Annotated in this window: 18 protein-coding genes; 5 read left to right on the forward strand and 13 right to left on the reverse strand. The window is 77.5% G+C overall.

What is annotated here, in order from left to right; all coding sequences use genetic code 11:
- Positions 1 to 170 precede the first annotated feature (170 nt).
- From D459_RS37375 to D459_RS0118310, 5 genes are all read right to left on the reverse strand, one after another.
- Entirely contained in the window at positions 171 to 1,373 is a 1,203-nt protein-coding gene (locus D459_RS37375; protein ID WP_017594455.1) for a cytochrome P450, read from the reverse strand.
- The gene (locus D459_RS36395) at positions 1,370 to 2,095 is read right to left on the reverse strand and encodes a class I SAM-dependent methyltransferase (protein WP_017594456.1); all 726 of its coding nucleotides are present in this window, start codon (positions 2,093 to 2,095) and stop codon (positions 1,370 to 1,372) included. Before D459_RS36395 ends, D459_RS37375 begins: the two co-directional genes overlap by 4 nt.
- Positions 2,092 to 5,184 carry an amino acid adenylation domain-containing protein gene (locus D459_RS0118300; protein WP_017594457.1) on the reverse strand — a complete coding sequence of 1,031 codons (3,093 nt, stop codon included), beginning with the start codon at positions 5,182 to 5,184 and terminating at the stop codon, positions 2,092 to 2,094. The genes D459_RS36395 and D459_RS0118300 overlap by 4 nt, the downstream gene beginning before the upstream one ends.
- 49 nt (positions 5,185 to 5,233) lie before the next feature.
- Entirely contained in the window at positions 5,234 to 5,674 is a 441-nt protein-coding gene (locus D459_RS0118305) for a pyridoxamine 5'-phosphate oxidase family protein (protein ID WP_017594458.1), read from the reverse strand.
- A 381-nt stretch (positions 5,675 to 6,055) separates the two neighbouring features.
- Positions 6,056 to 6,745 (reverse strand): sulfotransferase family protein, encoded by a 690-nt coding sequence (locus D459_RS0118310; RefSeq protein WP_017594459.1) that lies wholly within the window; start codon positions 6,743 to 6,745, stop codon positions 6,056 to 6,058.
- Between the two features lie 328 nt (positions 6,746 to 7,073).
- Here D459_RS0118310 and D459_RS0118315 point away from each other — a divergent pair, with 328 nt between their 5' ends.
- Genes D459_RS0118315 through D459_RS0118330 form a run of 4 tightly spaced genes read left to right on the forward strand, consistent with a single transcriptional unit; the run spans position 7,074 to position 10,618 of the window.
- On the forward strand, positions 7,074 to 8,192 hold the full coding sequence (locus tag D459_RS0118315; protein ID WP_017594460.1) for a FecCD family ABC transporter permease: 1,119 nt from the start codon (positions 7,074 to 7,076) through the stop codon (positions 8,190 to 8,192).
- Positions 8,189 to 9,007 (forward strand): ABC transporter ATP-binding protein, encoded by an 819-nt coding sequence (locus tag D459_RS0118320; RefSeq protein ID WP_017594461.1) that lies wholly within the window; start codon positions 8,189 to 8,191, stop codon positions 9,005 to 9,007. The genes D459_RS0118315 and D459_RS0118320 overlap by 4 nt, the downstream gene beginning before the upstream one ends.
- The gene (locus tag D459_RS0118325) at positions 9,004 to 9,621 is read left to right on the forward strand and encodes a DJ-1/PfpI family protein (protein WP_017594462.1); all 618 of its coding nucleotides are present in this window, start codon (positions 9,004 to 9,006) and stop codon (positions 9,619 to 9,621) included. Before D459_RS0118320 ends, D459_RS0118325 begins: the two co-directional genes overlap by 4 nt.
- Positions 9,614 to 10,618, forward strand: coding sequence for an ABC transporter substrate-binding protein (locus D459_RS0118330; protein ID WP_017594463.1), 1,005 nt, complete (start codon positions 9,614 to 9,616; stop codon positions 10,616 to 10,618). The genes D459_RS0118325 and D459_RS0118330 overlap by 8 nt, the downstream gene beginning before the upstream one ends.
- Before the next feature lie 299 nt (positions 10,619 to 10,917).
- On the opposite strand, the gene D459_RS0118335 is transcribed toward D459_RS0118330, so the two are convergent.
- The 4 genes from D459_RS0118335 to D459_RS0118350 all read right to left on the reverse strand — a co-directional run bounded on the left by D459_RS0118335 (position 10,918) and on the right by D459_RS0118350 (position 16,510).
- Entirely contained in the window at positions 10,918 to 11,523 is a 606-nt protein-coding gene (locus D459_RS0118335) for a TetR/AcrR family transcriptional regulator (protein ID WP_017594464.1), read from the reverse strand.
- Between the two features lie 325 nt (positions 11,524 to 11,848).
- Entirely contained in the window at positions 11,849 to 13,084 is a 1,236-nt protein-coding gene (locus tag D459_RS0118340; protein ID WP_017594465.1) for a GDSL-type esterase/lipase family protein, read from the reverse strand.
- A gap of 233 nt (positions 13,085 to 13,317) precedes the next feature.
- The gene (locus tag D459_RS0118345; protein WP_017594466.1) at positions 13,318 to 14,100 is read right to left on the reverse strand and encodes an SDR family NAD(P)-dependent oxidoreductase; all 783 of its coding nucleotides are present in this window, start codon (positions 14,098 to 14,100) and stop codon (positions 13,318 to 13,320) included.
- A gap of 118 nt (positions 14,101 to 14,218) precedes the next feature.
- Positions 14,219 to 16,510: an MMPL family transporter gene (locus tag D459_RS0118350; RefSeq protein WP_017594467.1), complete on the reverse strand. Its 2,292-nt coding sequence runs from the start codon at positions 16,508 to 16,510 to the stop codon at positions 14,219 to 14,221.
- 97 nt (positions 16,511 to 16,607) lie between these two features.
- On the opposite strand from D459_RS0118350, the gene D459_RS0118355 reads away from it, so the two are divergent.
- Positions 16,608 to 17,093, forward strand: coding sequence for a MarR family winged helix-turn-helix transcriptional regulator (locus D459_RS0118355; RefSeq protein ID WP_017594468.1), 486 nt, complete (start codon positions 16,608 to 16,610; stop codon positions 17,091 to 17,093).
- A gap of 130 nt (positions 17,094 to 17,223) precedes the next feature.
- On the opposite strand, the gene galK is transcribed toward D459_RS0118355, so the two are convergent.
- The 4 genes from galK to D459_RS0118375 are packed head-to-tail and all read right to left on the reverse strand — an operon-like array spanning position 17,224 to position 21,237.
- Positions 17,224 to 18,393 carry a galactokinase gene (gene galK / locus D459_RS0118360; RefSeq protein WP_017594469.1) on the reverse strand — a complete coding sequence of 390 codons (1,170 nt, stop codon included), beginning with the start codon at positions 18,391 to 18,393 and terminating at the stop codon, positions 17,224 to 17,226.
- On the reverse strand, positions 18,390 to 19,349 hold the full coding sequence (gene galE / locus D459_RS0118365; protein ID WP_017594470.1) for a UDP-glucose 4-epimerase GalE: 960 nt from the start codon (positions 19,347 to 19,349) through the stop codon (positions 18,390 to 18,392). The genes galK and galE overlap by 4 nt, the downstream gene beginning before the upstream one ends.
- Positions 19,346 to 20,428, reverse strand: a complete 1,083-nt coding sequence (gene galT, locus D459_RS0118370; RefSeq protein ID WP_017594471.1) for a galactose-1-phosphate uridylyltransferase — start codon at positions 20,426 to 20,428, stop codon at positions 19,346 to 19,348. The genes galE and galT overlap by 4 nt, the downstream gene beginning before the upstream one ends.
- The gene (locus D459_RS0118375; RefSeq protein WP_017594472.1) at positions 20,425 to 21,237 is read right to left on the reverse strand and encodes a DeoR/GlpR family DNA-binding transcription regulator; all 813 of its coding nucleotides are present in this window, start codon (positions 21,235 to 21,237) and stop codon (positions 20,425 to 20,427) included. Before D459_RS0118375 ends, galT begins: the two co-directional genes overlap by 4 nt.
- Positions 21,238 to 21,410: the final 173 nt, after the last annotated feature.

The following is a 21,410-nucleotide window of genomic DNA, read 5'->3' on the forward strand; positions in this document are numbered from 1 at the left end:
CGGCCCGTCCCCTGCCCCCGCTGGAGGGCACGGGCGGCCGCGGCCGGCCCCGCCGCGGCGGCGGACCGGGGCCCCGGCGGCCGGGCCCGGTGGAGCGCGCCGCCGGGCGTCCCCTCCGGCGGGCCTGGCGTGCTCAATGCGCTCTCCTCACGCTTCGGCGGATCGGGCGGTCACCAGCGGACGGGGAGCCGCAGCGGTGCGCGGAGCGGGGAGGTGTCGTCCCACTCCACTTCGTCGGGGCGGACCGCCAGGCGCAGCCCGGGGAAGCGGTCGGCGAGCACGCCCAGGCCGATGCGGAGCTGCATCCGGGTCAGGTGCGCGCCGAGGCAGTAGTGCGGGCCGCGGCCGAACACCAGGTGCGGGTTGGGGGCGCGGCCCGGGTGCAGCTCGTCGGGGGAGTCGAAGACCGCGCCGTCCCGGTTGGCGGAGGCCAGTACCGGCATCACCGCGTCGCCGCGCCGGATCTCCGCCCCGCCGAGCTCCAGGTCGTCCTCGGCGACCAGCAGCACGATCGCGTTCATCAGCGGGACGTACCGGAGCAGCTCCTCCACCAGGGCCTCGGGCGGGTCGGCGGACAGCGGCCGGGCCGGCCCGCCGTCCCCGCCCAGCAGGGAGAACAGGGCCGCGGCGAAGTGCTGGACGTTGGTCTTGTACCCGGCCATCAGCATGCTGACGGTGAAGGTGACCAGCTCGTCCCGGTCCAGCCCGCCCTCGGCCGCGGAGCCGGCGGCCAGCTCGCCGAGGACGTCGCCGCCGGGCTCGCGGAGCTGCCGGTCCACCAGGGCGGCGGCGAAGTCCTGCAGCTCGGACAGGGCGCCGAGGATCTGCTCCAGCGGCACCAGGGTGGCCCGCAGCACCGTCTCCACCAGGGGCCGGAACCCCTCCTCCGCGCCCGGGGCGATGCCCAGCAGCGCGCAGAGCACCGCGACCGGGAACGGGCCGGTGAAGTCGGCGACCAGGTCGGCGGAGCCGCCGCGGGCGGCCATCCGGTCGGCGGCCTCCTCGGCCAGGGCGCGCACCCGCGGGGCGAACCGCTCCAGGCGGCGCGGGGCGAACGCGGGGGAGACCGCGCCGCGCACCCGCCGGTGGGCGGGGCCGTTCAGCTCCAGCAGGGTGAGCACCCGGCGGTCGGCGCCCTCGCCCCGCCCCGGCGGCCAGGTGGAGATCACCGGGCGGACCAGCCGCGGGTCGGCCAGCGCGGCCTGCACCTGCTCGTACCGGGTTACCAGCCAGACCGTCTCGCCCTGCGGCAGCACGGCGCGGGTCGGCCCGCCCGCGGCGCGCAGCGCGGCGTACCCGCACGGCGACCCCGCGGAGCCCGGCTCGGGCGGGGGGACGGGCGGTGCGCCGGGGGCGCCGTCGAGCGCGGTCATGCCTCCCCCTCCAGGTGCAGCTCGGCGAGGTAGGTCGGCCACGGCGTGCCGGGGTCGTGCACCACGTCGGCCAGGCGCCAGCCGGTCTCCGCGGCCGCCTCGGCGATGCCGTCCGGCGGCAGGAAGTGGAAGTCGGACCATTCGGAGGCGGCGGCGCCGAACCGGACCCGCATCCGGGTGGTGCCGCCGGGCGTGATCATCGTGGTGCCGAGGATCCGGGCGCCGGGGCGGGCCAGCCCGGCGAGCCGGCGCAGCGCCGCCCGGGTCCCCGCCGCACCGCCGAGCAGGCCCAGGTTGGCCCCGGAGAGCAGGAAGGAGTCGAACGGAGGCTCGTCCAGCAGCAGGTCCGGCAGGGCGCCGGGGCGGGCCCGGACGCCGCGGGCGCGCGCGGCCTCGACCGCGCCGGGCGAGGGGTCCACGCCGACCACCTCGCAGCCGCGCGCCGCCAGGTGCACCGCCTGCCGCCCGGCGCCGCAGCCGACGTCCAGCACCCGGCCGGAGCAGCGCAGGTAGGCCTCCCGGTCCACCGGCCACCAGGCCTCGGGGCCGGACAGGTAGAACGCCGCGTCCTCGGCGTAGACGTAGCCGTCGGAGAGCTCGTAGACCAGGTGCGCGGCACCGGGCCGGCCGTCCGCGGCGAGCACCGCCCGGTAGGCGTCGCCGAACGGGTCGCCGAGCGCGGGCCCGGACGCGGCCGGTGCCGCGGGGGTCCGGGTGCTCATCGGGCCTCCACCGGTGCGCCGGGCCGCCGGATGTAGCCGGAGGCGAAGAAGAACTCCAGGTAGCGGTCGATCAGCGCGTCGTCCACCGGCGGGCAGTGCAGCCCGCTGCCGGCCAGCGCCGCGTCGGTGTTGCCGCGGAGCAGCTCGGGGAAGACGCCGCGCAGGTACATCTCCTTGACCGACCGGTCGGAGCCGCGGCCCCGGTCCACGCAGAGCGAGACGAACGGCGCGGTGGGGCTGGTCGGGTCGGCCGCGACGTGCTCGACCAGCGCGGCCACCCACCGGTCGTAGGGGATCGTCCGGATCGCGCACCCGGCGGCCCGCATCCGCGCCACCACGTCCCCCAGCCCCGCCGGGCGCGGGTTGGTCAGGTGGTAGGTGCGCAGGCCGGGGGTGCCGGACGCGGCGATGTGCAGCACCGCGTCGGCCAGGTGGTCCACCGGGACGAAGTCCATCGGCAGCTCGATGTCGGGGGCCAGCCCGGTCTCCGCGACCATCTTGAACAGCGAGCAGATCGCGGTCTCGGTGTTGCACACCCCGGTGTCCGGGGCGCCGGTGATCTCGTAGGGGCGGTGCACCGCGACCGGCAGCCCCTGGGCGGCGGCGCCGCGCAGCACCTCCTCGGCGACCCACTTGCTCTCCCCGTAGCCCATGGTCAGCCGGTCGGCGTGGGCCAGCGGGAGGTCCTCGGCGACGGTGCGCACCCCGGCGGCGCCGAACCCGGAGAGCACCGCGACGGTGGACAGGAAGTGCACCGGGACCCGGCGCGGCGCGGCGATCCGGACCACCTCCCGGGTGCCGTCCACGTTGGCGGCGCGCAGCGCGGTGTAGGGGTAGATGAAGTTGACCTGCGCCCCGGAGTGCAGCACCAGGTCGAGCCGGTCGGACAGGGACGCGGCGTGCCCGGCCTCCAGGCCCAGCCCGGGGGCGGCCAGGTCGCCGGGGAAGCAGACGGCGCGCTGCTCGGCCCCGCCGGCGTCCAGCCCGTACCGGTCCAGGTTGGCCAGGACCCGGCGGCGGGCGTGCCCGGCGTCGCGGGCCCGCACCGGGCAGTGCACCCGGGCGCCGGTGCGGGTGAGCAGCCGGTGCAGCAGGAACGCGCCGACGAACCCGGTGGCGCCGGTGAGCAGCACGTCCTCGGGGGCGTGCGGGCGCGGCGGCGGGCCGGCGGCGGGCGGCAGGGTGAAGCCGAGCTCCGCCTCGGCGGCGAAGTCCACCGGTCCGGGCTCGGCGCCGCCGGCGGGCGCCCCCCGGACGCCCTCGACGGCGGCGGCCAGCCCGGCCGGGGTGGGCCGGTCCAGCAGCGCGCGGATCAGCCGGCTGCCGTGCCCGGCGTCGATGCCGAACATCGCGCGGACCCGGATCACCACCTCCGAGGCGAGCAGCGAGTCGCCGCCGGAGCGGAAGAAGTCGTCGTCGGGGCCGGGGCGGGAGCCCAGCACGCCCTCCCACACCGAGGCGACGGCGTCCTGCACGCCGCGGACACCGGGCGCGCCCTCCCGGTCCGCGCCCTGCGTCCCGGCCTCCGGCCGGGACGGCGCGGCGGCGAGCCGGCCCCGGTCCACCTTGCCGGCCGCGGACACCGGGAACTCGGGCAGCTCGGTGAAGGCGCGCGGCACCGCCGGGCCGGGCAGCCACTCGGCGCAGAAGGCGCGCAGCTCGGCCGGGTCGAGCGGGCCGGCGCCGGGGGCGGCGGTCAGGTAGGCGGTGAGCCCGCCGGTGCCGGGCGCGGCCTCCACGACGGCCTCGCCGACGGCCGGGTGCTCGCGCAGCCGGGCCTCCACCTCGTCCGGTTCGATGCGCTGGCCGCGCACCTTGAGCTGGCGGTCGACCCGGCCCAGGTACTCCAGGGCGCCGTCGGCGCGGAGCACCGCCCGGTCGCCGGTGCGGTACCAGCGCTCGCCGCCGGGGCCGCGGACGAACCGCTCCGCGGTGCCCGCCGGGTCGCCCAGGTAGCCGACGGCCAGGCCGTCCCCGCCGACCAGCAGCTCGCCCTCCTCGCCCGCGTCGGCCACCGAGCCGTCCGGGCGGACCACCCGGCAGGAGGAGCCGGCCAGCGGGCGGCCGATCGGCACGCTGCGCGCGCCGTCGGGCACCTCCTCCACCAGGTGCGCGGTGGAGACCACGGTGTTCTCGGTGGGCCCGTACAGGTTGGCGACCCGGGTGCCGGGGCAGGCCCGGAGCACCGCGCGGGCCAGCGCCGGGTCCATCGCCTCACCGCCGGCGGAGGCCCAGCGCAGCGGGCGCAGCGCCGAAGGCAGGGCGCGGGCGGTGTGGTGGAAGACGCTGGTGGTGAGGTAGGCGACGGCGACGTTCTCGGCCGCGATCAGCCGGCCCAGGGCCGGCGGCGACACCAGCACCTCGCGGTCGGCGACGACCAGGCAGGCCCCGCCGAGCAGGGCGGACCAGATCTCGATGGTGGAGGCGTCGGAGGAGAGGCCGTAGCCGTGCAGCACCCGGTCGCCGAGGCCGGGGCGGGGCAGGTCGGGGTCGGCGGCGGCCAGCCGGACCACGCCGCGGTGCGGGACCGCCACCGGTTTGGGCCGGCCGGTGGAGCCGGAGGTGAACATGACATAGGCGGCGTCGGTGGCCGCCGGGGGCGGGCCGGCCGGCGCGGCGGCCCCGGCGCCGTCCGGGGCGGCGCCGTCCAGATCGAGCCGGGCGCGCAGCCGGCGCACCCGGCAGGAGCCGCCGGGCAGCACCACGGCGGTGCGCACCCCGGCGTCCTCGGCCATCGCGTTCAGCCGGGCCGGCGGGTGGTCGTCGTCGAGCGGCACGTAGGCGGCGCCGGAGCGGAGCACGCCGAGGAAGGCGACGAGGGCCTCCGGGGAGCGGCGGCCGCACACCCCGACGGCGTCGCCGGTGCGCACGCCCGCGCCGCGCAGCCGCGCGGCCAGCGCGCGGGAGCGGTCGGCCAGTTCGCCGTAGCTCAGTTCGCGCCCGCCGTGCCGCACCGCCGGGGCCCGGGGGTGCAGCAGCGCGCGGACGTCGAACAGGTCGTGCAGCAGGGCGTCGCGGGGGTAGTCGGCGGCGGGCCCGGCCAGGTCCGCGGTGCGCGCGGCGGCCGCCGCGGAGGGGGTCGTCGTCACGTGGGGTCCCAATTCACTCGTGAGCGGTTCTGCGCGGTGCCGGCCCGGGTCAGCCGAATTCCGCGGCGAAGGAGGCGAAGTCGGCGGCCCGCCAGCGCTGCGGGCGCATCCGGACCGTGACGTCGCCGTCGAGCTGCTCCTTGGTGGCCTCCAGGTAGCGGGCGGCCTCGTCGGGGCCGAGGTAGCGCAGGGCCATGGCCTCCCGGGCGTCCGGGTCGGCGGGGTCGGTCCAGGCGGTGACCGGGCCCTCCGCGCTGACGTAGCGGTAGGGGGCGGTCTCGTCCTGGACGCACAGGCTGAACCTGCGGGCGGCGCCGATCAGCCGGGCCTTGACCGAGTCGCGGCCGGTCTGCACGGTGATCTCGCCGCCGGGCTCGTACAGGTACCAGACGGGGGCCAGCAGCGGTGCGGAGTCTCCGCGGGGGTCGTCGACGCCGAGGACGCCGACGCGCACCTCGGAGAGGAACGCCTCGCGCTGGTCGCGGGACATGGCAGGAAGCATGGGGGTCCTTCGGGTGCAGGGAAGGGGAGAGGCGGCCGCGCGCTCTGCTCGGGGCGCCGCGGAAAAGACTCCCACGGTGCGGTCGAATTCGTATCCGAAGGAAGGAAAAGAGAAGCGGGGCGGCGGGGTCGGAGGGGATCTTTCGTCCGTTTAGATGTTGTTTCGTCGGTCGAAAGATTCGCTCCGGGGCCGGATTGCGGTGAGTTCGTTTCCGGTGTGCCGGTCCTCCGATACCCCCTGGTGGCGGCGGGTGAACGGGGCGGTCGCGGAACGGGGCCGCCGGCGCGCCTCCTGTTCGGTGCCGAAAAAAAAGGGAGAACGGCGAATTTCTCGCCGTTCTCCCCGGTTTCGCCGGAGATCGGATCCGGGTCAGGCGGTCCGGGCGCCGGGGAATTCGGGGATCTCCCCGCGCGCGAACTCCTGCTGCGTGCTCTGCATGGCCGCGGTGTCATTGAGGTGCGGGAAGGGCTCGCCGGGGACGTCGGCGCCGAGGAAGGCGCAGAGCCGGTCCCAGCCCTCGCCGGTCCGGTACACCAGCAGCCGGTCGGCCGGGAGGGCGGCCCGGACCTCGGCGTTGTGCCGCTCGAACGCGGCCACGGCGGTCGCCTCGTCGGGGGTGCGGCCGGGGGCGCCGCCGAAGTGGGTGTGCCACATGTGGTCCATCAGCGGGGCGAACGCCCGCATGTGCGCCATCGACTCCGGGAAGGGGGCCCCGCCGTGCTCCTCGGCCATCCGGAAGATGGTCTCCCGCATGCTGGTGTACCAGCGGTGCGGGTCCCTGACGGTGAGCACGAACCTCGCCTCCGGGTAGGCCTCGGCCAGCTCCCGCCAGAAGAAGGAGACCGGCCAGTCCACCCCGGAGCGCCAGCCCTGCAGCAGGTGCTCCCAGTCCGTCCCCGGGCCGGGGGAGGCGTGCGCCTCGGCCCACCGCTCGGCCAGGGCCGGGGTGCCCAGCACGTCGAACATGTGGTGGCAGGGGCCGAGGCCGAGCAGCTCCAGCGCCGCCTTCATCGAGGTCGTCCCGGTGCGCGGGAACCCCGCGCCGATCACGTTCAGCATCAGCGAACCTCCGTCTCGCGCTGCCGGGGGGCGGCCGCGCCGGGATGGGGATACCCCCCGGCTCCGGTCCGTAGTCGCGCGGCCGCGAAAGGCGACCGCCGTCCGCGAGGGCCGCGGGGAGGGGCCGGGGCGCCCCGGCCCGCCCATCCGGACACGGACCCCGAAAAGACGGACGAAGGCGGGGATCCCGGGAACTCCCGGCGCTCGGGGGCCGACGTTCCCCGGTGACGCCGATGCAGAGTCGGCCGGAGACGGACGGAGGCACCCGGATGAGGCGGCGGAGAACGAGGACGGGAACGGCCGGGGGCGTCCCGGGACGGGGGCGGGGATGACCGCGGCCGCCCCCGGAGCCCCCGCGTCCGGAGCACCCGCCCGGCCCCCGGACGGCCCCGGCGGGACCGGGCGCCGGCCGGCCGTGCCGCTCCCGGTGCTGTTCGCCGGGCTGGCCCTGCTGCTGGCCGGGTCCGCCGTGGTCGCGGTGGGCGTCGGACCGGTCGGCATCGGCCCCGGCACCGTACTGCGGATCCTCGCCGACCGGCTCTCCGGGGCGGGCCCGGCCGGCCCGGGCGCCGGGTACGCCGACTACATCGTCTGGGAACTGCGCGCCCCCCGCGTGGTCCAGGGGGTGTCCGTCGGCGCCGGGCTCGCCGTCGCCGGGGTCGTGGTGCAGGCGGTCGTCCGCAACCCGGTCGCCGACCCGCACGTCCTCGGGCTGTCCTCCGGGGCCGCCGCGGGGGCGGTCGCGGTCACCACGACCGCCGGGTCGGCGCTGCTCGGCGCGGTGACGCTGCCCGCCGCCGCGTTCGCCGGGGCGCTCGCCGCCGGGATCGGCGTCCACGCGGTCTCCCGGACCGCCGGCACGCTCTCCCGGACCCGGCTCATCCTGGCGGGCATCGCCGTCGGCCAGCTCCTCGGCGGCACCACCTCCTTCCTGGTGCTGCGCGCCGAGTCGGCCGACGCCCAGCAGCAGGTGCTGTTCTGGCTGCTCGGCAGCCTCGCCGGCGCCCGCTGGGACCTCGCGCTGACCTGCGCCGCCGCGGTCACCGCGCTCACCGCCGCGGTGCTGGCCGCCGGCCGGCTGAATCTGCTGGTGCTCGGCGACGAGGCCGCCTCCGCCCTGGGGCTCGACCCCGGCCGGGCGCGGGCCGCCGCGTTCACCGCCGCCGCGCTGCTCACCGGGACCGTCGTCGCCGTCTCCGGGACCATCGGCTTCGTCGGCCTGGTCGTCCCGCACCTGGCCCGGCTCCTGGTCGGCGCCGAGCACCGGCGCGCGGTCCCGGTCGCCGCGCTCCTCGGCGCGCTCCTGCTGGTGTGGGCGGACACCGCGGCGCGCACCGCGCTGGCCCCCGCAGAGCTGCCGATCGGCATCCTCACCGCGGCGGTCGGCGTGCCGTTCTTCGTCGCCGCGCTCCGCCGCTCGAACCTGGTCGGAGGGGACGCCCCATGAGGCTCCGGATACGCGGCGTCACCGCCGGATGGACCGCGGTGCCCGCGGTCGAGGGGGTGGACCTGGACCTCGCCCCGGGCACCCTGACCGCGCTGGTCGGGCCGAACGGCAGCGGCAAGTCCACCCTGCTCAAGACCGTCTACCGGGTGCTGCGCCCCACCGCCGGGCGGCTCCTGCTCGGCGAGGACGACCTGTGGCGCCTCCCGCACCGCGAGGTCGCCCGCAGGGTCGGCGTGCTCGGGCAGGACCAGCACGGCGGCTTCGACTTCACCGCGGAGGAGGCCGTCGCCCTGGGGCGCTCGCCGCACCTGGGGCCGCTCGGCCGGCTCGGCCGCACCGACCGGGAGGCCGTCGCCGAGGCCCTGGAGGCGACCGGCTGCGCGCACCTGGCCGGGCGGCGGATCGCCGCGCTCTCCGGCGGCGAGCGGCAGCGGGTGCTGCTCGCCCGCGCCCTCGCCCAGCGCCCCCGGCTGCTGGTGCTCGACGAACCCACCAACCACCTGGACCCCCGGCACCAGTTCGAGGTGCTGGACCTGGTCCGCGGGCTGGGGATCACCGCCGTCGCGGCGCTGCACTCCCTGGACCTCGCGGCCTACTGCGCCGACGGCGTCGCCGTCCTGCACCGGGGCGGCATCGCCGGACACGGCGCCCCCGCCGAGGTGCTCACCGCCGAGCGGCTGCGGGAGGTGTTCGCCCTGGAGGGCGACGTGGTCCCGGACCCGGTCGACGGCCGGCCCCGGCTGCTCACCCGGCCGCTGCGCACCCGCCCGGGCGCGCGGCGCGCCCCCCACCGAGAGGAAGCGAGACCGTCATGACCCACTCCGGAACCGCCGGACCGGCCCGCGGCCCGGTCATCGGCATCCTGTTCTTCGACGGCGTCGAGGAGCTCGACGCGGTCGGCCCCTGGGAGGTGCTCTCCTTCTGGGCCGCGCACGTCGCCGCCGGCGCCCCGCGCACCCTCGCGATCAGCCCGGACGGGCGGGCCGTCCGGTGCGCCAAGGGCCTGACCGTCTCCGCCGACCACTCCCGGGACGACGCCCCCGGGCTGGACGTGCTGATCCACCCCGGCGGCCAGGGCACCCGCGCCCTGGCCGGAGACCGGGAGCACCTGGACTGGCTGCGCGCCCGCGCCGCGGCCACCCCGATCACGGCGAGCGTGTGCACCGGCTCCCTGGTGCTGGCCGCGGCCGGCCTGCTCACCGGGCGCCGGGCCACCACGCACTGGCGCTCCCTGGGCCGCCTCGCCGAGGCGGACCCCGGCATCGACGTGGTGCACGACGCCCGGTTCGTGGACGAGGGCTCCGTCGTCACCTCCGCCGGCGTCTCGGCCGGCATCGACATGGCGCTGCACCTGGTGGCCCGCCTGGACGGGGCGGCCGCCGCCGACCGGGTGCGGCGCGGCATCCAGTACGAGCCCGGCCGTGGCTGACCGGGGCGCGCCCGGGGCCGGCCGCCGCCCCGGCGGCCGGTCGGCCCGGTCCGTCCGCGCCCTCGCGGCGGCGGGGGCGCTGCTCCTGGCCGCCGCGTGCGGCACGGCCGGCGGGCCCACCGCGGCCTCCGAGACCGAGGCGTGCCCGGAGCCCCCGGAGCCGGCCGCCCCGCCGCGCCGGGTGGTCACCATGGACGGCGGGTCGGCCGCGATCCTGCACGCCCTGGGGGTGGGGGACCGGGTGGTCGGCACCGCGGCCCCGGACTTCTTCGACGCCTTCGACGGCCGGGAGCGGGCCGAACTGGACCGGATCCCCGTCATCGACGAGGGGCGGGGCAACCGGGAGGCGGTCGTCGCCGCCGAGCCGGACCTGGTGATGGGGGTGCACATGTTCCAGTTCGGCGCCTTCGACGGGACACCGACCGTGCACGAGCTGTCCGGGGCCGGGATCGGCGTGCTGGTCTCCTGCTCCCCGCCCGGGCCGGTGTCCGATCTGCGCGAGGCGGAGGCCTTCATCGAGGACGCCGCCGAGGTGTTCGGCGTCCCGGAGCGGGGGGCGGAGCTGGTCGAGCGGATCGAGCGGGACGCCGGCCGGGTCCCCGGAGGGAGGCCGGTGCGGGTGCTGGCGCTGTCCGCGCCGCCCGGCCCCGGGCAGCCGATCGGCACGATGGGCGGGACGAGCCTGGCCAACGGGATCATCGCCCGCGCCGGAGGGGAGAACATCGCCGGTGGGGCGGGCGGGGACCTCGCCCGGATCAGCGCGGAGCAGGTCGCCGCCGCCGACCCGGAGGCCCTGGTGGTGCTCACCGGTTTCTCCCCGATGCCCGAGGAGGAGCTGGTCGCGGCGGTGCGCGCCAGCCCGCTGCTGTCCCGCGGCACCGCGGTCCGGGACGGCCGGATCGCGGTGCTGCCGCAGTCGGTCGCCCTCTCCCCGAGCGTGCTCAACGGCCGGGCCGTCGCCGACCTCGCGGATGTCCTGCACGCCCCGGCGCGGTGACCGGCGGGCCCCGCCGACCGTCCCGCCGCCCCGGAAGGGACCGGACCCCGCCGGCCGGTGCCCAGGAGGTTCTCGCCCGGCACCGTCCGGCCCGCCGCCGGTGCCGGCCTCTCGGCCCGTCCCCGGTCCCCTCGGAGCGGTGCGGCCCGCCGGGCCGCGAGACCGGGGCGGGGCCGCGGAGAGCACCGGCCCGGTGCGGTGGAAGGCGGTGCCGCGGCCCGATGGGGCGGGCGGGGGCGCCCGCCGGGCCGGGCCCGGCCGGGGGAGGCGCGGGCCGCGCGGCGCGGGGAGCGGAGCGGTCAGCGGGTGAAGGCGCCCGCTCTGGCGGCCGCGGCGGCGGCGCGGGCCGCGCGGTCGGCGGCGGGCTCGTCGACCGGGTCGCCGCTGGCCAGGAGCCGGTAGTAGAGCGGGGCGGAGACGGCGCGGACCACCTCGCCGTGGTCGGTGCCGGGCGGGACCTCGCCCCGCTCCTCGGCCTGCCCGACGCAGGGCGCCCACTCCGCGATGCGGGCCCGGTAGAACCGGTGCAGCGCCTCGGCGGTCCGCCCGTCGCACTCGGCGGCCGCGATCAGCGCGCGGAACAGCCGGCCCTGCCGGGGGTCGGCGAGGGTGCGCTGCACCAGGCGGGCGTTGGCCAGCAGGTCGCCGTCGAGGGCGCCGGTCTCGGTGCGCGGCAGCGACTGCTCGGCCATGTCGGAGAGCAGGTCGGCGGCGAGCGCGCTCGGATTGCCCCAGCGCCGGTAGACGGTGGTCCGGCCGACCTCGGCGCGCCGCGCCACCTCGGCCAGGTCCAGCCCGTCGAAGCCCTGCTCGGCGAGGACGTCGCCGGCGGCCTGCAGCACGGCGGCCCGCACCCGCGCGGTCCGCCCACCGGGCCGCACCGTCCCGGGCCCGCTCTCGCTCATTTCTCCGCCTCTCGATCGTCCGCCGCGCCGTCCCACCGTCGGCGCCGCTGGCCAGGTTAACCAAGACCGCCCCGGCCCGGCCGGGGGCCCGGATGCGCCCGCGGCGTACGTCCCCCGAGGCGGGACGGGCCGCCGGAACAAGGCGCCGTCCACGGCATCATCCCGGTGGGCGCGCCGCCGCGCCGCCGCGTTCTGCCTTCCCCCGCACCTCCACCGCGTCCGGCCCGCCTGCGCGGGGCGGGGGCCGCCGGCTCAGATCGCTGTCGGGAGAAGGGCAGGGGCAGGGCGTTCTCTGGTGCTCACCGTCCTTTTCCCGGCAACGGGCTCAGGGGTGGCGCGGCGGAGCGGACTCGGCCTCCTTGAGGGCGTCGGCGACGGTCGCGGCGAGGGTGCGGAAGCCGTCCGGGTTCGGGTGCAGCCGGTCGCCGGAGTCGAAGGACGGGCGGAGCCGCAGCGGGTCGCCCGGGTCGGCCAGGGCCGCGGCGGTGTCGGCGACCGCGTCGTGGCCGCCGGAGCCGCGGATCCACGCGTTGACCTCGGCCCGGGTCCGCTCCCCGCGCTCCGACCAGAACTGGGAGCCGGCGTAGGGCAGCAGGGTCGCACCGACGGTGCGCAGCCCCGCCGCGCGGGCCCGGTCGGCGACCGCGCGGTGCGCCGCGATCAGCGCGCCGGCGTCCACCGGCGGGGCGGGGGCCGCGGTCGGCTCGCCGGCCCAGTCGGGGAAGCCGATGTCGGTGATGCCCTGGAGCACCACCAGCACCCCGACACCGGGGCGGCGCAGCACGTCGCGTTCGAGCCGGGCGGGGGACCGCTCGCCGTACCAGGCGGAGTCGGTGAGCAGCCGGTTGCCGCCGATCCCGGCGTTGAGCACCGCCCGCGGCTCGCCCCGGGAGGCCAGCAGTTCGGCGAGCGCGTCCGGGTAGCGGGTGTCGGTGCCGGGGACGGACCCGAACCCGTCGGTGATCGAGTCGCCGATCGCGGCCACCGCACGGCGCTCCGGCGCCGGGCCGTGCACGTCCAGGCCGGTCAGGTAGTACCAGGAGTGCGTGGCCTCGGTGAAGGCCGAACCGTCGGTGTCGCCGAGCCGGTCTCCGGCGGCCCGGTGCGAGGCGGTGTGGCCCTGGGCGTGGAAGGTGGCCGGGCCGGTCTCCGGGCCGAGGTGCAGCGTGACCGCGACCCGGTCGAACGGGGCGACCGGCAGCGGAACCGGGTCGCTGACCGCCTCCCCGCCCACCGGGACCAGGACCGCGCCGGACCCGGAGAAGGAGGCCCGGCGGGCGCGGTCGCCGTGCACCGCGGCGCCGCCGGCGGCGGGCGCGACCGAGGCGCCGCGCACCTCCAGCGGCCGGTCGCCGTAGGCGTTGGAGAGCCGGATCCGCACCGCGCCGCCGCCGGCGGTGGTCCGCACCACCTGGCGGAGGGTGTGGCCGTCGAACCCCTCCTCGGCCCAGTTCGGGGTGAACCCGGCCGATGCGGGCTGCGGCGCGGTGGTCCAGCCGGGGGTCCAGACCCGGTCGGCGGCGGGGGAGGAGGCCGGTGCGGGCGGGGCGGAGGAGGTCATCGCGGTTCCTTCGGTTCGCAGGGGAGGTGGCGGGAGTCGGAGGGGCGGGGGCGGGGCGCGCCTTCGCGGATGCGCGGCCGGTCCGGGGCCCGTTGCCGGCGGGCCGCCGGGGTGCGGCTTCGACATGTCCGCCGGGGCCGGGGAGGCCGGAGTCCGGCTCTCCCGGGGCCGCCGGCCGGAGGCGGTGCGTCCGCCGTCCGGGAAGTGCCGGCCGGAGGCCGTGTTCCGGCGGGTCAGAGTTGGCGGAGGGCGCCGCCGTCGATGGCCCATTCGGCGCCGGTGACCTGGCGGGCCAGTGGGGAGAGCAGGTAGGCGATGACGCCGGCCACCTCCTCCGGGGCGCCGGGGCGGCCGGTGGGCAGGGCGCGCTCCTCCCGGATGAACCGGTCCACGGCCTCCTCCGGCGGGAGGCCGAAGCGCTCGCTCAGCTGGTCGGCGAAGCCGCCGGGGGCGTCGAACAGCTCGGTGCGGGTGGGGCCGGGCGAGACCGCGTTGGACCGGACGCCGTCCGGGCCGAACTCGGCCGCCAGCGACTTGGAGACCGAGAGCAGCGCGGCCTTCGAGGCGGCGTAGTCGGCGATCGCCGGGTCCGGGAGCCGTGCGGCCTCGCTGGCCACGTGGACCATCGCGCCGCCGCTCGCGCGCAGTGCGGGCAGCGCGGCGCGGGCCGTCCGCACGGCGGCGAACAGGTTCAGCTCGAAGGTGCGCCGCCAGTCGGCGTCGCCGATCGCGGCGAACCCGGGGCGCGCGGCGATCGCCCCGGCGTTGTTCACCAGGCCGTCGATCCGCCCGTACCGGTCGAGCGCCGCCGCGGCGATCCGCTCGGCGGCGTCCTCGTCGAGCAGGTCCGCCGCGACGGCCAGGCCGCCGTCGCCGACCGCGGTGACCCGGGAGGCGTCCCGGGCGGTGCCGACCACGGCGGCCCCTTCCTCGGCGAGCAGCCGTGCGGCCGCCGCGCCGATCCCGGAGGACGCTCCGGTGACGATGACGACCTTGTCCTTGAGGCCCAGGTCCATGACGACTCCCCACTAAACGGGATCAGAGTTCCTTTAGTGGTGGAGACGGTAGCACGGTCCGGGCTTTAAAGGAACTCTGGTCCCGTTAATCGGGTCGAAGGGGCCGCCCCGAGTCCGGTCACCGCCGGGCGCCGGTCCGCGGGCGCTCCTCCGCCGCGCCGACCGGGCCGGGAGGCGGGGCGGGGTCCGCCGGCTCCTCGCGCAGGCCGAAGCGGCGGTGCAGGGCGCGGAGCGGGCCCGGCGCCCACCAGTTGGCCCGGCCGGCCAGCCGCATCAGGGACGGCACCAGCAGGCCGCGGACCAGGGTGGCGTCGGCGATGACGACCAGGGCCGTGCCCACCCCGAGCATCTTCAGGAAGACCACGCCGGAGGTCGCGTAGGCGGCGAAGGAGAGCGCGAGGATCGCGGCGGCAGCGGTGACCAGCGGCCCGGTCCGCTCCAGCCCGGCCGCGACGGCGGCGGCGTTGTCGCCGGTCCGGTCGTACTCCTCCTTCATCCGGGCCATGATGAACACCTCGTAGTCCATGGACAGCCCGTAGACGATGCAGAACATCAGGACCGGGATGCTGGTGTCGAGAAACCCGGTCGGGGTGAACCCCAGCGCGCCGGACAGGTTCCCCTCCTGGAAGACCCAGACCAGCGCGCCGAACATCACCGACAGGCTGAGCAGGTTGAGCGCGGTCGCCTTCAGCGGCAGCAGCACGCTCCCGGAGAGCAGGAACAGCACGGTGACGGTGGCCGCGAAGACCAGGGCCAGGGCGAGCGGCAGGCCGTCGACCACCGCGTCCCGGTAGTCGAGGAACTCGGCGGGGGTGCCGCCGACGGCGGTGCCGAACGGCGCGTCGACCGCGCGCACCTCGCGGACCAGGCTCTCCGAACCGGCGTCCATCCGCTCCTCGGTCGGCACCGCGGAGAACCGGACGGAGCCGTCCCCGGTGAACCGCTCCGGGGTGCCGGGGCCGGTCCGCTCGCCGCCCTCGTACCGGCCGGCCGGCGAGTCGACCTGGGCGATGCCGGGGACCCGGGAGAGGTCGGCGGCGTAGGCGGCGACCTGCTCCGGGGCGGGCTCCGCGCCGGTCGCGACCACCTGGAGCGCGTCCGGGGCCTCGGTGCCGAACCCGGCGCGCAGCTCGTCCTCGGCGGCGCGGACCGCCGAGCCGGGCGGCAGGATCCGCTCGTCGGAGGGGCCGAACCGGGCGTCCAGGAACGGCGAGCCGAGCACCAGCAGCACGGCCAGCGCCGTCCCGCCGAGCAGCACCGGGCGGCGCATCACCCGGACCGCCAGCCCGTGCCAGAACCGGCCGCCGCGGTCGGCGGCGCGATCGGCTGCGCGGCCGGCCGGCTCCCGGCGCAGCACCCGGTCGCCGGCCAGGGCGAGCAGCGCGGGCAGCAGGACCAGGGCGGCGAGGACGCCGAAGAGCACCACGGCGACGCCGCCGTAGGCGAACGAGCGCATGAACGGCATCGGGAAGACGAGCAGCGCCGCCAGCGAGGCGAGCACGGTGACGCCGCTGAACACCACGGTCCGCCCGGCGGTGGCGGTGGTCGCGGCGACGGCTTCGGGCACCGGGCGGCCGCGGCGGCGCTCCTCGCGGAACCGGGAGACCATGATCAGCCCGTAGTCGACCCCCAGGCCGATGCCGAGCACCAGGACCAGGTTGAGGGCGAACGTGGACACCTCGGCGGCCAGGGCGGCGGCGCGCAGTGCCGCCAGGGTCCCGGCGATGGCGGCCAGGCCGGCGGCCATCGGCAGCGCCGCGGCCCAGGGGCGGCGGAGCAGCAGCAGGAGCAGGACGAAGACGCCGGGGAAGACCAGAGCCTCGGCCCGGACGAAGTCCCGGGACGACTCCTCGCCGATCTGCCGGAACACCTCCTCGCGCCCGGTGACCCGCACGGTGAGCCCGTCCTCGGCGCGGTCGAACTCCGCGTGCAGCTCGGCCAGGACGCCGCGGGTGCGGTCCGCGTCGCCCGGGATGAAGCCGAGCACCAGCGCCTGGGAGCCGTCCTCGCCGCGGAGCGCGGGCGAGGAGGCGGAGTCCCAGTAGGAGTGGGCCTCGGCGACCCCGGGGAAGGCGGCCAGCTCCTCGGTCAGCGCCCGGCCGGCGGCGCTGCTGGCGGGCGAGTCGACGTCCCCGTCGTCCGCGGTGACCAGCAGCGTGACGCTGGGCGCGCCGGTGCCGAACTCCTCCGCCAGCACCTCCCTGGCCTGGGCGGACTCGCTTCCGGGCGGCCCTTCCAGGCGGGAGAGGGAGAGCGCGTTCAGTGCGCCCGCGCCGTAGCCGACGGCGACGAGGAAGAACAGTGCGGACAGTGCGGCGACGGCGGCCCTGCGCCGGGCGGCGAAGGCGCCCAGCCGCCACAGGGCGGTCCGGTGCGGCGGGTGCGGCGGGCGTCCGGGTCGGAAGGGCATGGAAAATCCCTATCGCTCTACGACTTTGGGAGACTGAGACTATAGAGCTTCGGGATCATATGGAAGGCATATTATTGTGAAGTCTTATGATGTTCACATGGCGGAGAAGAGCACGGAAGAGAAGGGCGGGCGCACCGGCGTGCGCGGCCCGCTGGCCGACCTGACCGCGTTCCGGCTGATCAAGCTCGGCGACCTGGTCTACGCGGAGGCCCAGCGGACCCTGGCGCCGCTCGGCCTGGCCCCGCGGACCTTCCACGTGCTCGCCGGCGCGGCCTCCATGGACGCCCCGTCCCAGCAGGACCTCGCGAAGACCCTGGGCTTCGACCCCAACGTCATGGTCGGCGTCGTCGACGAGCTGGAGCGCCTCGGCCTGGCCGAGCGCATCCGCAACCCCCGCGACCGCCGCCGCTACATCGTGGCCCCGACCGAGGCCGGCACCGCCAGGCTCGCCGAGGCCGCCCAGGCGGTCCGCGAGGCCGAGGCCCGGCTCCTCGCCGAGATCCCGGAGCAGGACCGCGCCGCCCTGCACCGCGCCTCCGGCCTCCTCCTCGCCGCCCACCCGGGCCCGGTCAAGACCGAGTAGCCGCATGCGGCGCGCCCTGCCGGGGGGCGGCCGCGTCCGCCGGCGGCGGGGCCGCCGCGCCGGCCGCCGGGCCCGGAGGGGTACGGAAAGGCGCCCCCGGGGGACGGACCCGGGGGCGCCGCGGGCGGGGTCAGGCCCCGGAGGAGGGCAGGCGGCGCGCGCCGGGGGAGGGGGCGGCACGGAAGAAGGCCGGGAGAGCGAAGCCCGCGGCCGCGTAAGCGGCGCGGACCTCCTCTGCGCAGGCCTCGGCGCGGTCCGCCTCGACCAGGGCGATGACGCAGCCGCCGAAGCCGCCGCCGGTGATCCGGGCGCCCAGCGCGCCGGCGGACAGCGCCGCCTCCACCGCGGTGTCCACCTCGGGGACGCTCACCTCGTAGTCGTCCCGGAGCGAGGCGTGCGAGGCGGTGAGCAGCGGGCCGATCTCCCGGATCCGCCCGTCGCGGAGCAGGGCGACCGCCTCCAGCACCCGCGCGTTCTCGGTGACCACGTGCCGGACCCTGCGCCGCACCACCGGGTCGTCCAGCGCCGCCAGCGCATCGGCCAGCCCCTCGGCGGGGACGTCGCGCAGGAACGGGACGCCCAGCACCCGGGCGGCGTGCTCGCAGGCGCGGCGCCGCTCGGCGTACATCCCGCCGACCAGCCGGTGCGGCGCCCGGGTGTCGACGGTCAGCACGGACAGGCCGTGCGCCTCCGGGGCGAAGGGGACCTGCTCGGTCTCCAGCGACCGCACGTCCAGGAAGAGGGCGCGCCCCTCGGCGGAGAGCAGCACCGCCGACTGGTCCAGCAGCCCGCACGGCATACCGACGAAGTCGTTCTCCGCCCGCTGCGCGGTCCGGGCGACCTCCCAGCGGTCGGGCGCCCGCCCGTGCAGCGCGGTGGCGGCCAGCACCGTCGCGCAGGTCAGCGCCGCCGAGGAGGAGAGCCCCGCGCCGGTCGGGATGGCGCTGTCCACCAGCAGGTCCATCCCGCCGACCGGGCGACCGGCCTCGCGCAGCGCCCAGACCGAGCCGGCCGGGTAGGCCGCCCAGCCGGACACCGCCCCCGGCTCCAGCTCGGCGACCGGGATCTCGACGGCGCCGCCCCCGGACTGCAGGGAGCGGAGCCGGAGCAGCCCGTCGCCGCGCCGGGCGGCGGCCGCGGTCAGCGTGTGCGGCAGCGCGAACGGCAGCACGAACCCGTCGTTGTAGTCGGTGTGCTCACCGATCAGGTTGATCCGCCCGGGCGCGGCCCAGACCCCCTCCGGGTCGCGCCCGAACGCCTCCCGGAACGCCGCCTCGGCCCGGGCCGCCGGGGCGGTCATGACGGGCTCCCCGGGCGGCGGGTGAAGGCCCAGGCGTCGGAGACGGTCTCGTCCAGGGTGCGGTGCGGCTTCCAGCCCAGTTCGGTGCGGGCCCGGTCGCCGGCGGCGATGAGGGCCGCGGGGTCGCCCGGGCGGCGCGGGCCCTCCTCGACCGGGACCGGGAGGCCGGTGACCCGGCGGACCGCGCCGAGCACCTCGCGGACCGTGGACCCGCTGCCGGTGCCCAGGTTGTACACCCGGTGCACCCCCGGCCGGACCGCCTCCAGCGCCCGCAGGTGCGCGTCGGCCAGGTCCAGGACGTGCAGGTAGTCGCGGACCGCGGAGCCGTCCCGGGTCGGGTAGTCGGTGCCGTGCAGCCGGGCCGGCTCCCCGCCGCCCGCCGCCGCGCGCAGCAGGTTGGGCACCAGGTGCGTCTCGGTGGCGTGCCGCTCGCCGAACCGGCCGTGCGCCCCGGCGACGTTGAAGTAGCGCAGGCTCACCGCGCCCAGCCCGTAGGCCTCCGCCCAGCCGCGCAGCAGGTGGTCGACGGCGAGCTTGCTCGCGCCGTAGGGGCTGGTCGGCAGGGTCGGGGCGTCCTCGGGGATCGGGACGGCCGCCGGTTCGCCGTAGACCGCGGCGGTGGAGGAGAACACCAGGCGCCGCACGCCGTGCCCGCGCATCGCCTCCAGCAGCGCCAGCGTCCCGGCGACGTTGGTCCGCCAGTACGGCGCCGGGTCCTGCACCGACTCCCCGACCAGCGACTTCGCCGCGAAGTGCAGCACCGCGTCATAGGAGGGGCCGAGCACCGAGGCGGCGTCGAACACGCTCGCCTCGGCGAACGACGCGCCCTCCGGCACCGCGTCCCGGTGCCCGGTGGACAGGTCGTCGAGCACGGTGACGGCGTGCCCGGCCTCGGTCAGCAGCGCGGCGACCACGCTGCCGATGTAGCCGGCGCCGCCGGTGACCAGGAGTTTCACGGTGCGGCCTCTCTCAGTCGCCGGGCGGTGGTCTCGGGCAGCACGTCGCTGACGAACACGCCCATGCCGGATTCGGATCCGGCCAGGTACTTGAGCTTCCCGGGCGCCCGGCGCACCGAGAACACCTCCAGGTGCAGGTAGGCCAGGCCGGGCTCGGCGCGCACCGGGGCCTGGTGCCAGGCGGCGACGTAGGGCAGCGGCGCGTCGAACAGCCGGTCCATCCGGCCCAGCAGATCCAGGTAGAACGGGGCGAAGTCGTCCCGCTCGGCGCCGGTCAGCTCGGGCAGCGAACCGGCCCGGCGCCGCGGGTACAGGTGCACCTCGACCGGCCAGCGGGCGGCGGCCGGGACGAACGCGGTCCAGTGCGCGCTCTCGGAGACCACCCGCAGCCCGGCGCGGCGCTCCGCGGCCAGGTTGTCGGCGAGCAGGTCGCCCCCGGTGCGCTCGCGGTACTCCAGGGCGGAGGCCAGCATCCGCTCGGTGCGCGGGGCGGTGAACGGGTAGGCGTAGATCTGGCCGTGCGGGTGGTGCAGGGTCACGCCGATCTCCGCGCCCCGGTTCTCGAAGCAGAACACCTGCTCCACCCCGGGCAGCGCGGACAGCGCGGCGGTGCGGTCGGCCCAGGCGTCGACGATGGTGCGCACCCGCTCCGGCGGCAGATCGGTGAAGGAGGCACGGTGGTCGGAGGAGAAGCAGAGCACCTCGCACCGGCCGGCGGCCGGGCGGCGGGACGGCTCCAGCTCCCCGACGGCCTCCAGGCCGGCGCCGTCCCAGGAGGCCAGCGAGGGGAAGCGGTTCTCGAAGGCGACCACGTCGTAGGCGGGGGCGGGGATCTCGGTCGGCCGGTCCGGGGTGGACGGGCAGAGCGGGCAGTCGTCGCTGGGCGGCAGGTGGGTGCGGCCCTGGCGGTGCGCGGCCATCACCACCCACTCGCGCAGCAGCGGGTCGAACCGGGCCTCCGGCGCCGCCTCGCGCGGCGGCAGCCCGCGCGGGTCGGCGGGCGGCTCCGGCCGGTCCTCCGCCTCGTCGAAGTAGATGATCTCGCGCCCGTCCGCCAGGCGCGCCGACGTCCTCTTCATCTCCCCGTCCGCTCCTCGTCCCCGGCGCCGCCCCCGGCGGCCTCCGCGATCACCAGCTCGCCGACGTGCTCGGCGAGCACCTCGCGCGCGGCCCCGTCCAGCCCGGCGTCGCTGACCAGCACGTCGCACCGGTCCAGCGGCGCCATGGTGCTGATCCCGACCGTCCCCCACTTGGTGTGGTCGGCGGCGACGACCAGCGAGCGGGAGGCCCCCACCAGCGCCCGGTTCATCTCCGCCTCCATCAGGTTGGGCGTGGTGAACCCGGCCCGCTCGTGCATCCCGTGCACCCCCAGCACCAGCAGGTCCAGGTGGAGGTCCTGCACCGAGCGGAGCGCGATCGGCCCGACCAGGGCGTCGGAGGGGGTGCGGAAGCCGCCGGTCAGCGCCACCGTCTGGTCGGTGCGGGTGCTGCGGTGGAACACGTCGGCGACCCGCAGGCTGTTGGTGACCACGGTCAGGCCGGGCACGTCGCGCAGGTACTCGGCGACGATGCTCGGCGTGGTGCCGGCGGACAGCCCGATGGCGCCGCCCGGCTCCACCAGCCGGGCCACCTCGCGGGCGATCGCGTGCTTCTCCGCCACCTGCAGGGTGGACTTGGCCTCGAAGCCGGGCTCCTCGGTGCTGGTCCCGGACGGGGCGACCGCCCCGCCGTGCACCTTGCGCAGCTCGCCCCGGGACTCCAGGGCGTCCAGGTCGCGGCGGACGGTCATGTCGGAGACGCCCAGCCTCCCGACCAGGTCGGTGACGCGGACGGCGCCCGTCCGGCGGACCTGCTCGAGGATCAGCTCGCGGCGCTGTGCGGCCAGCATCGGCCCCTCCCGTTCCGTCGCACCGCCGGCCCCGGAGGGCGGCCGGCACCGGTCGATGATCGATTCTGTTTGATTTTGTTGTCTCTAGCTTCTCAGCTTGCCCGGTGATGTCAAGGCGAGGCGGGGCGCGCCGGCTCCGCCGCCGGTGGCGGATCGGATGATCGCAGTTGGTG

This window comes from Nocardiopsis potens DSM 45234, from assembly GCF_000341105.1.
Lineage (GTDB): Bacteria > Actinomycetota > Actinomycetes > Streptosporangiales > Streptosporangiaceae > Nocardiopsis_A > Nocardiopsis_A potens.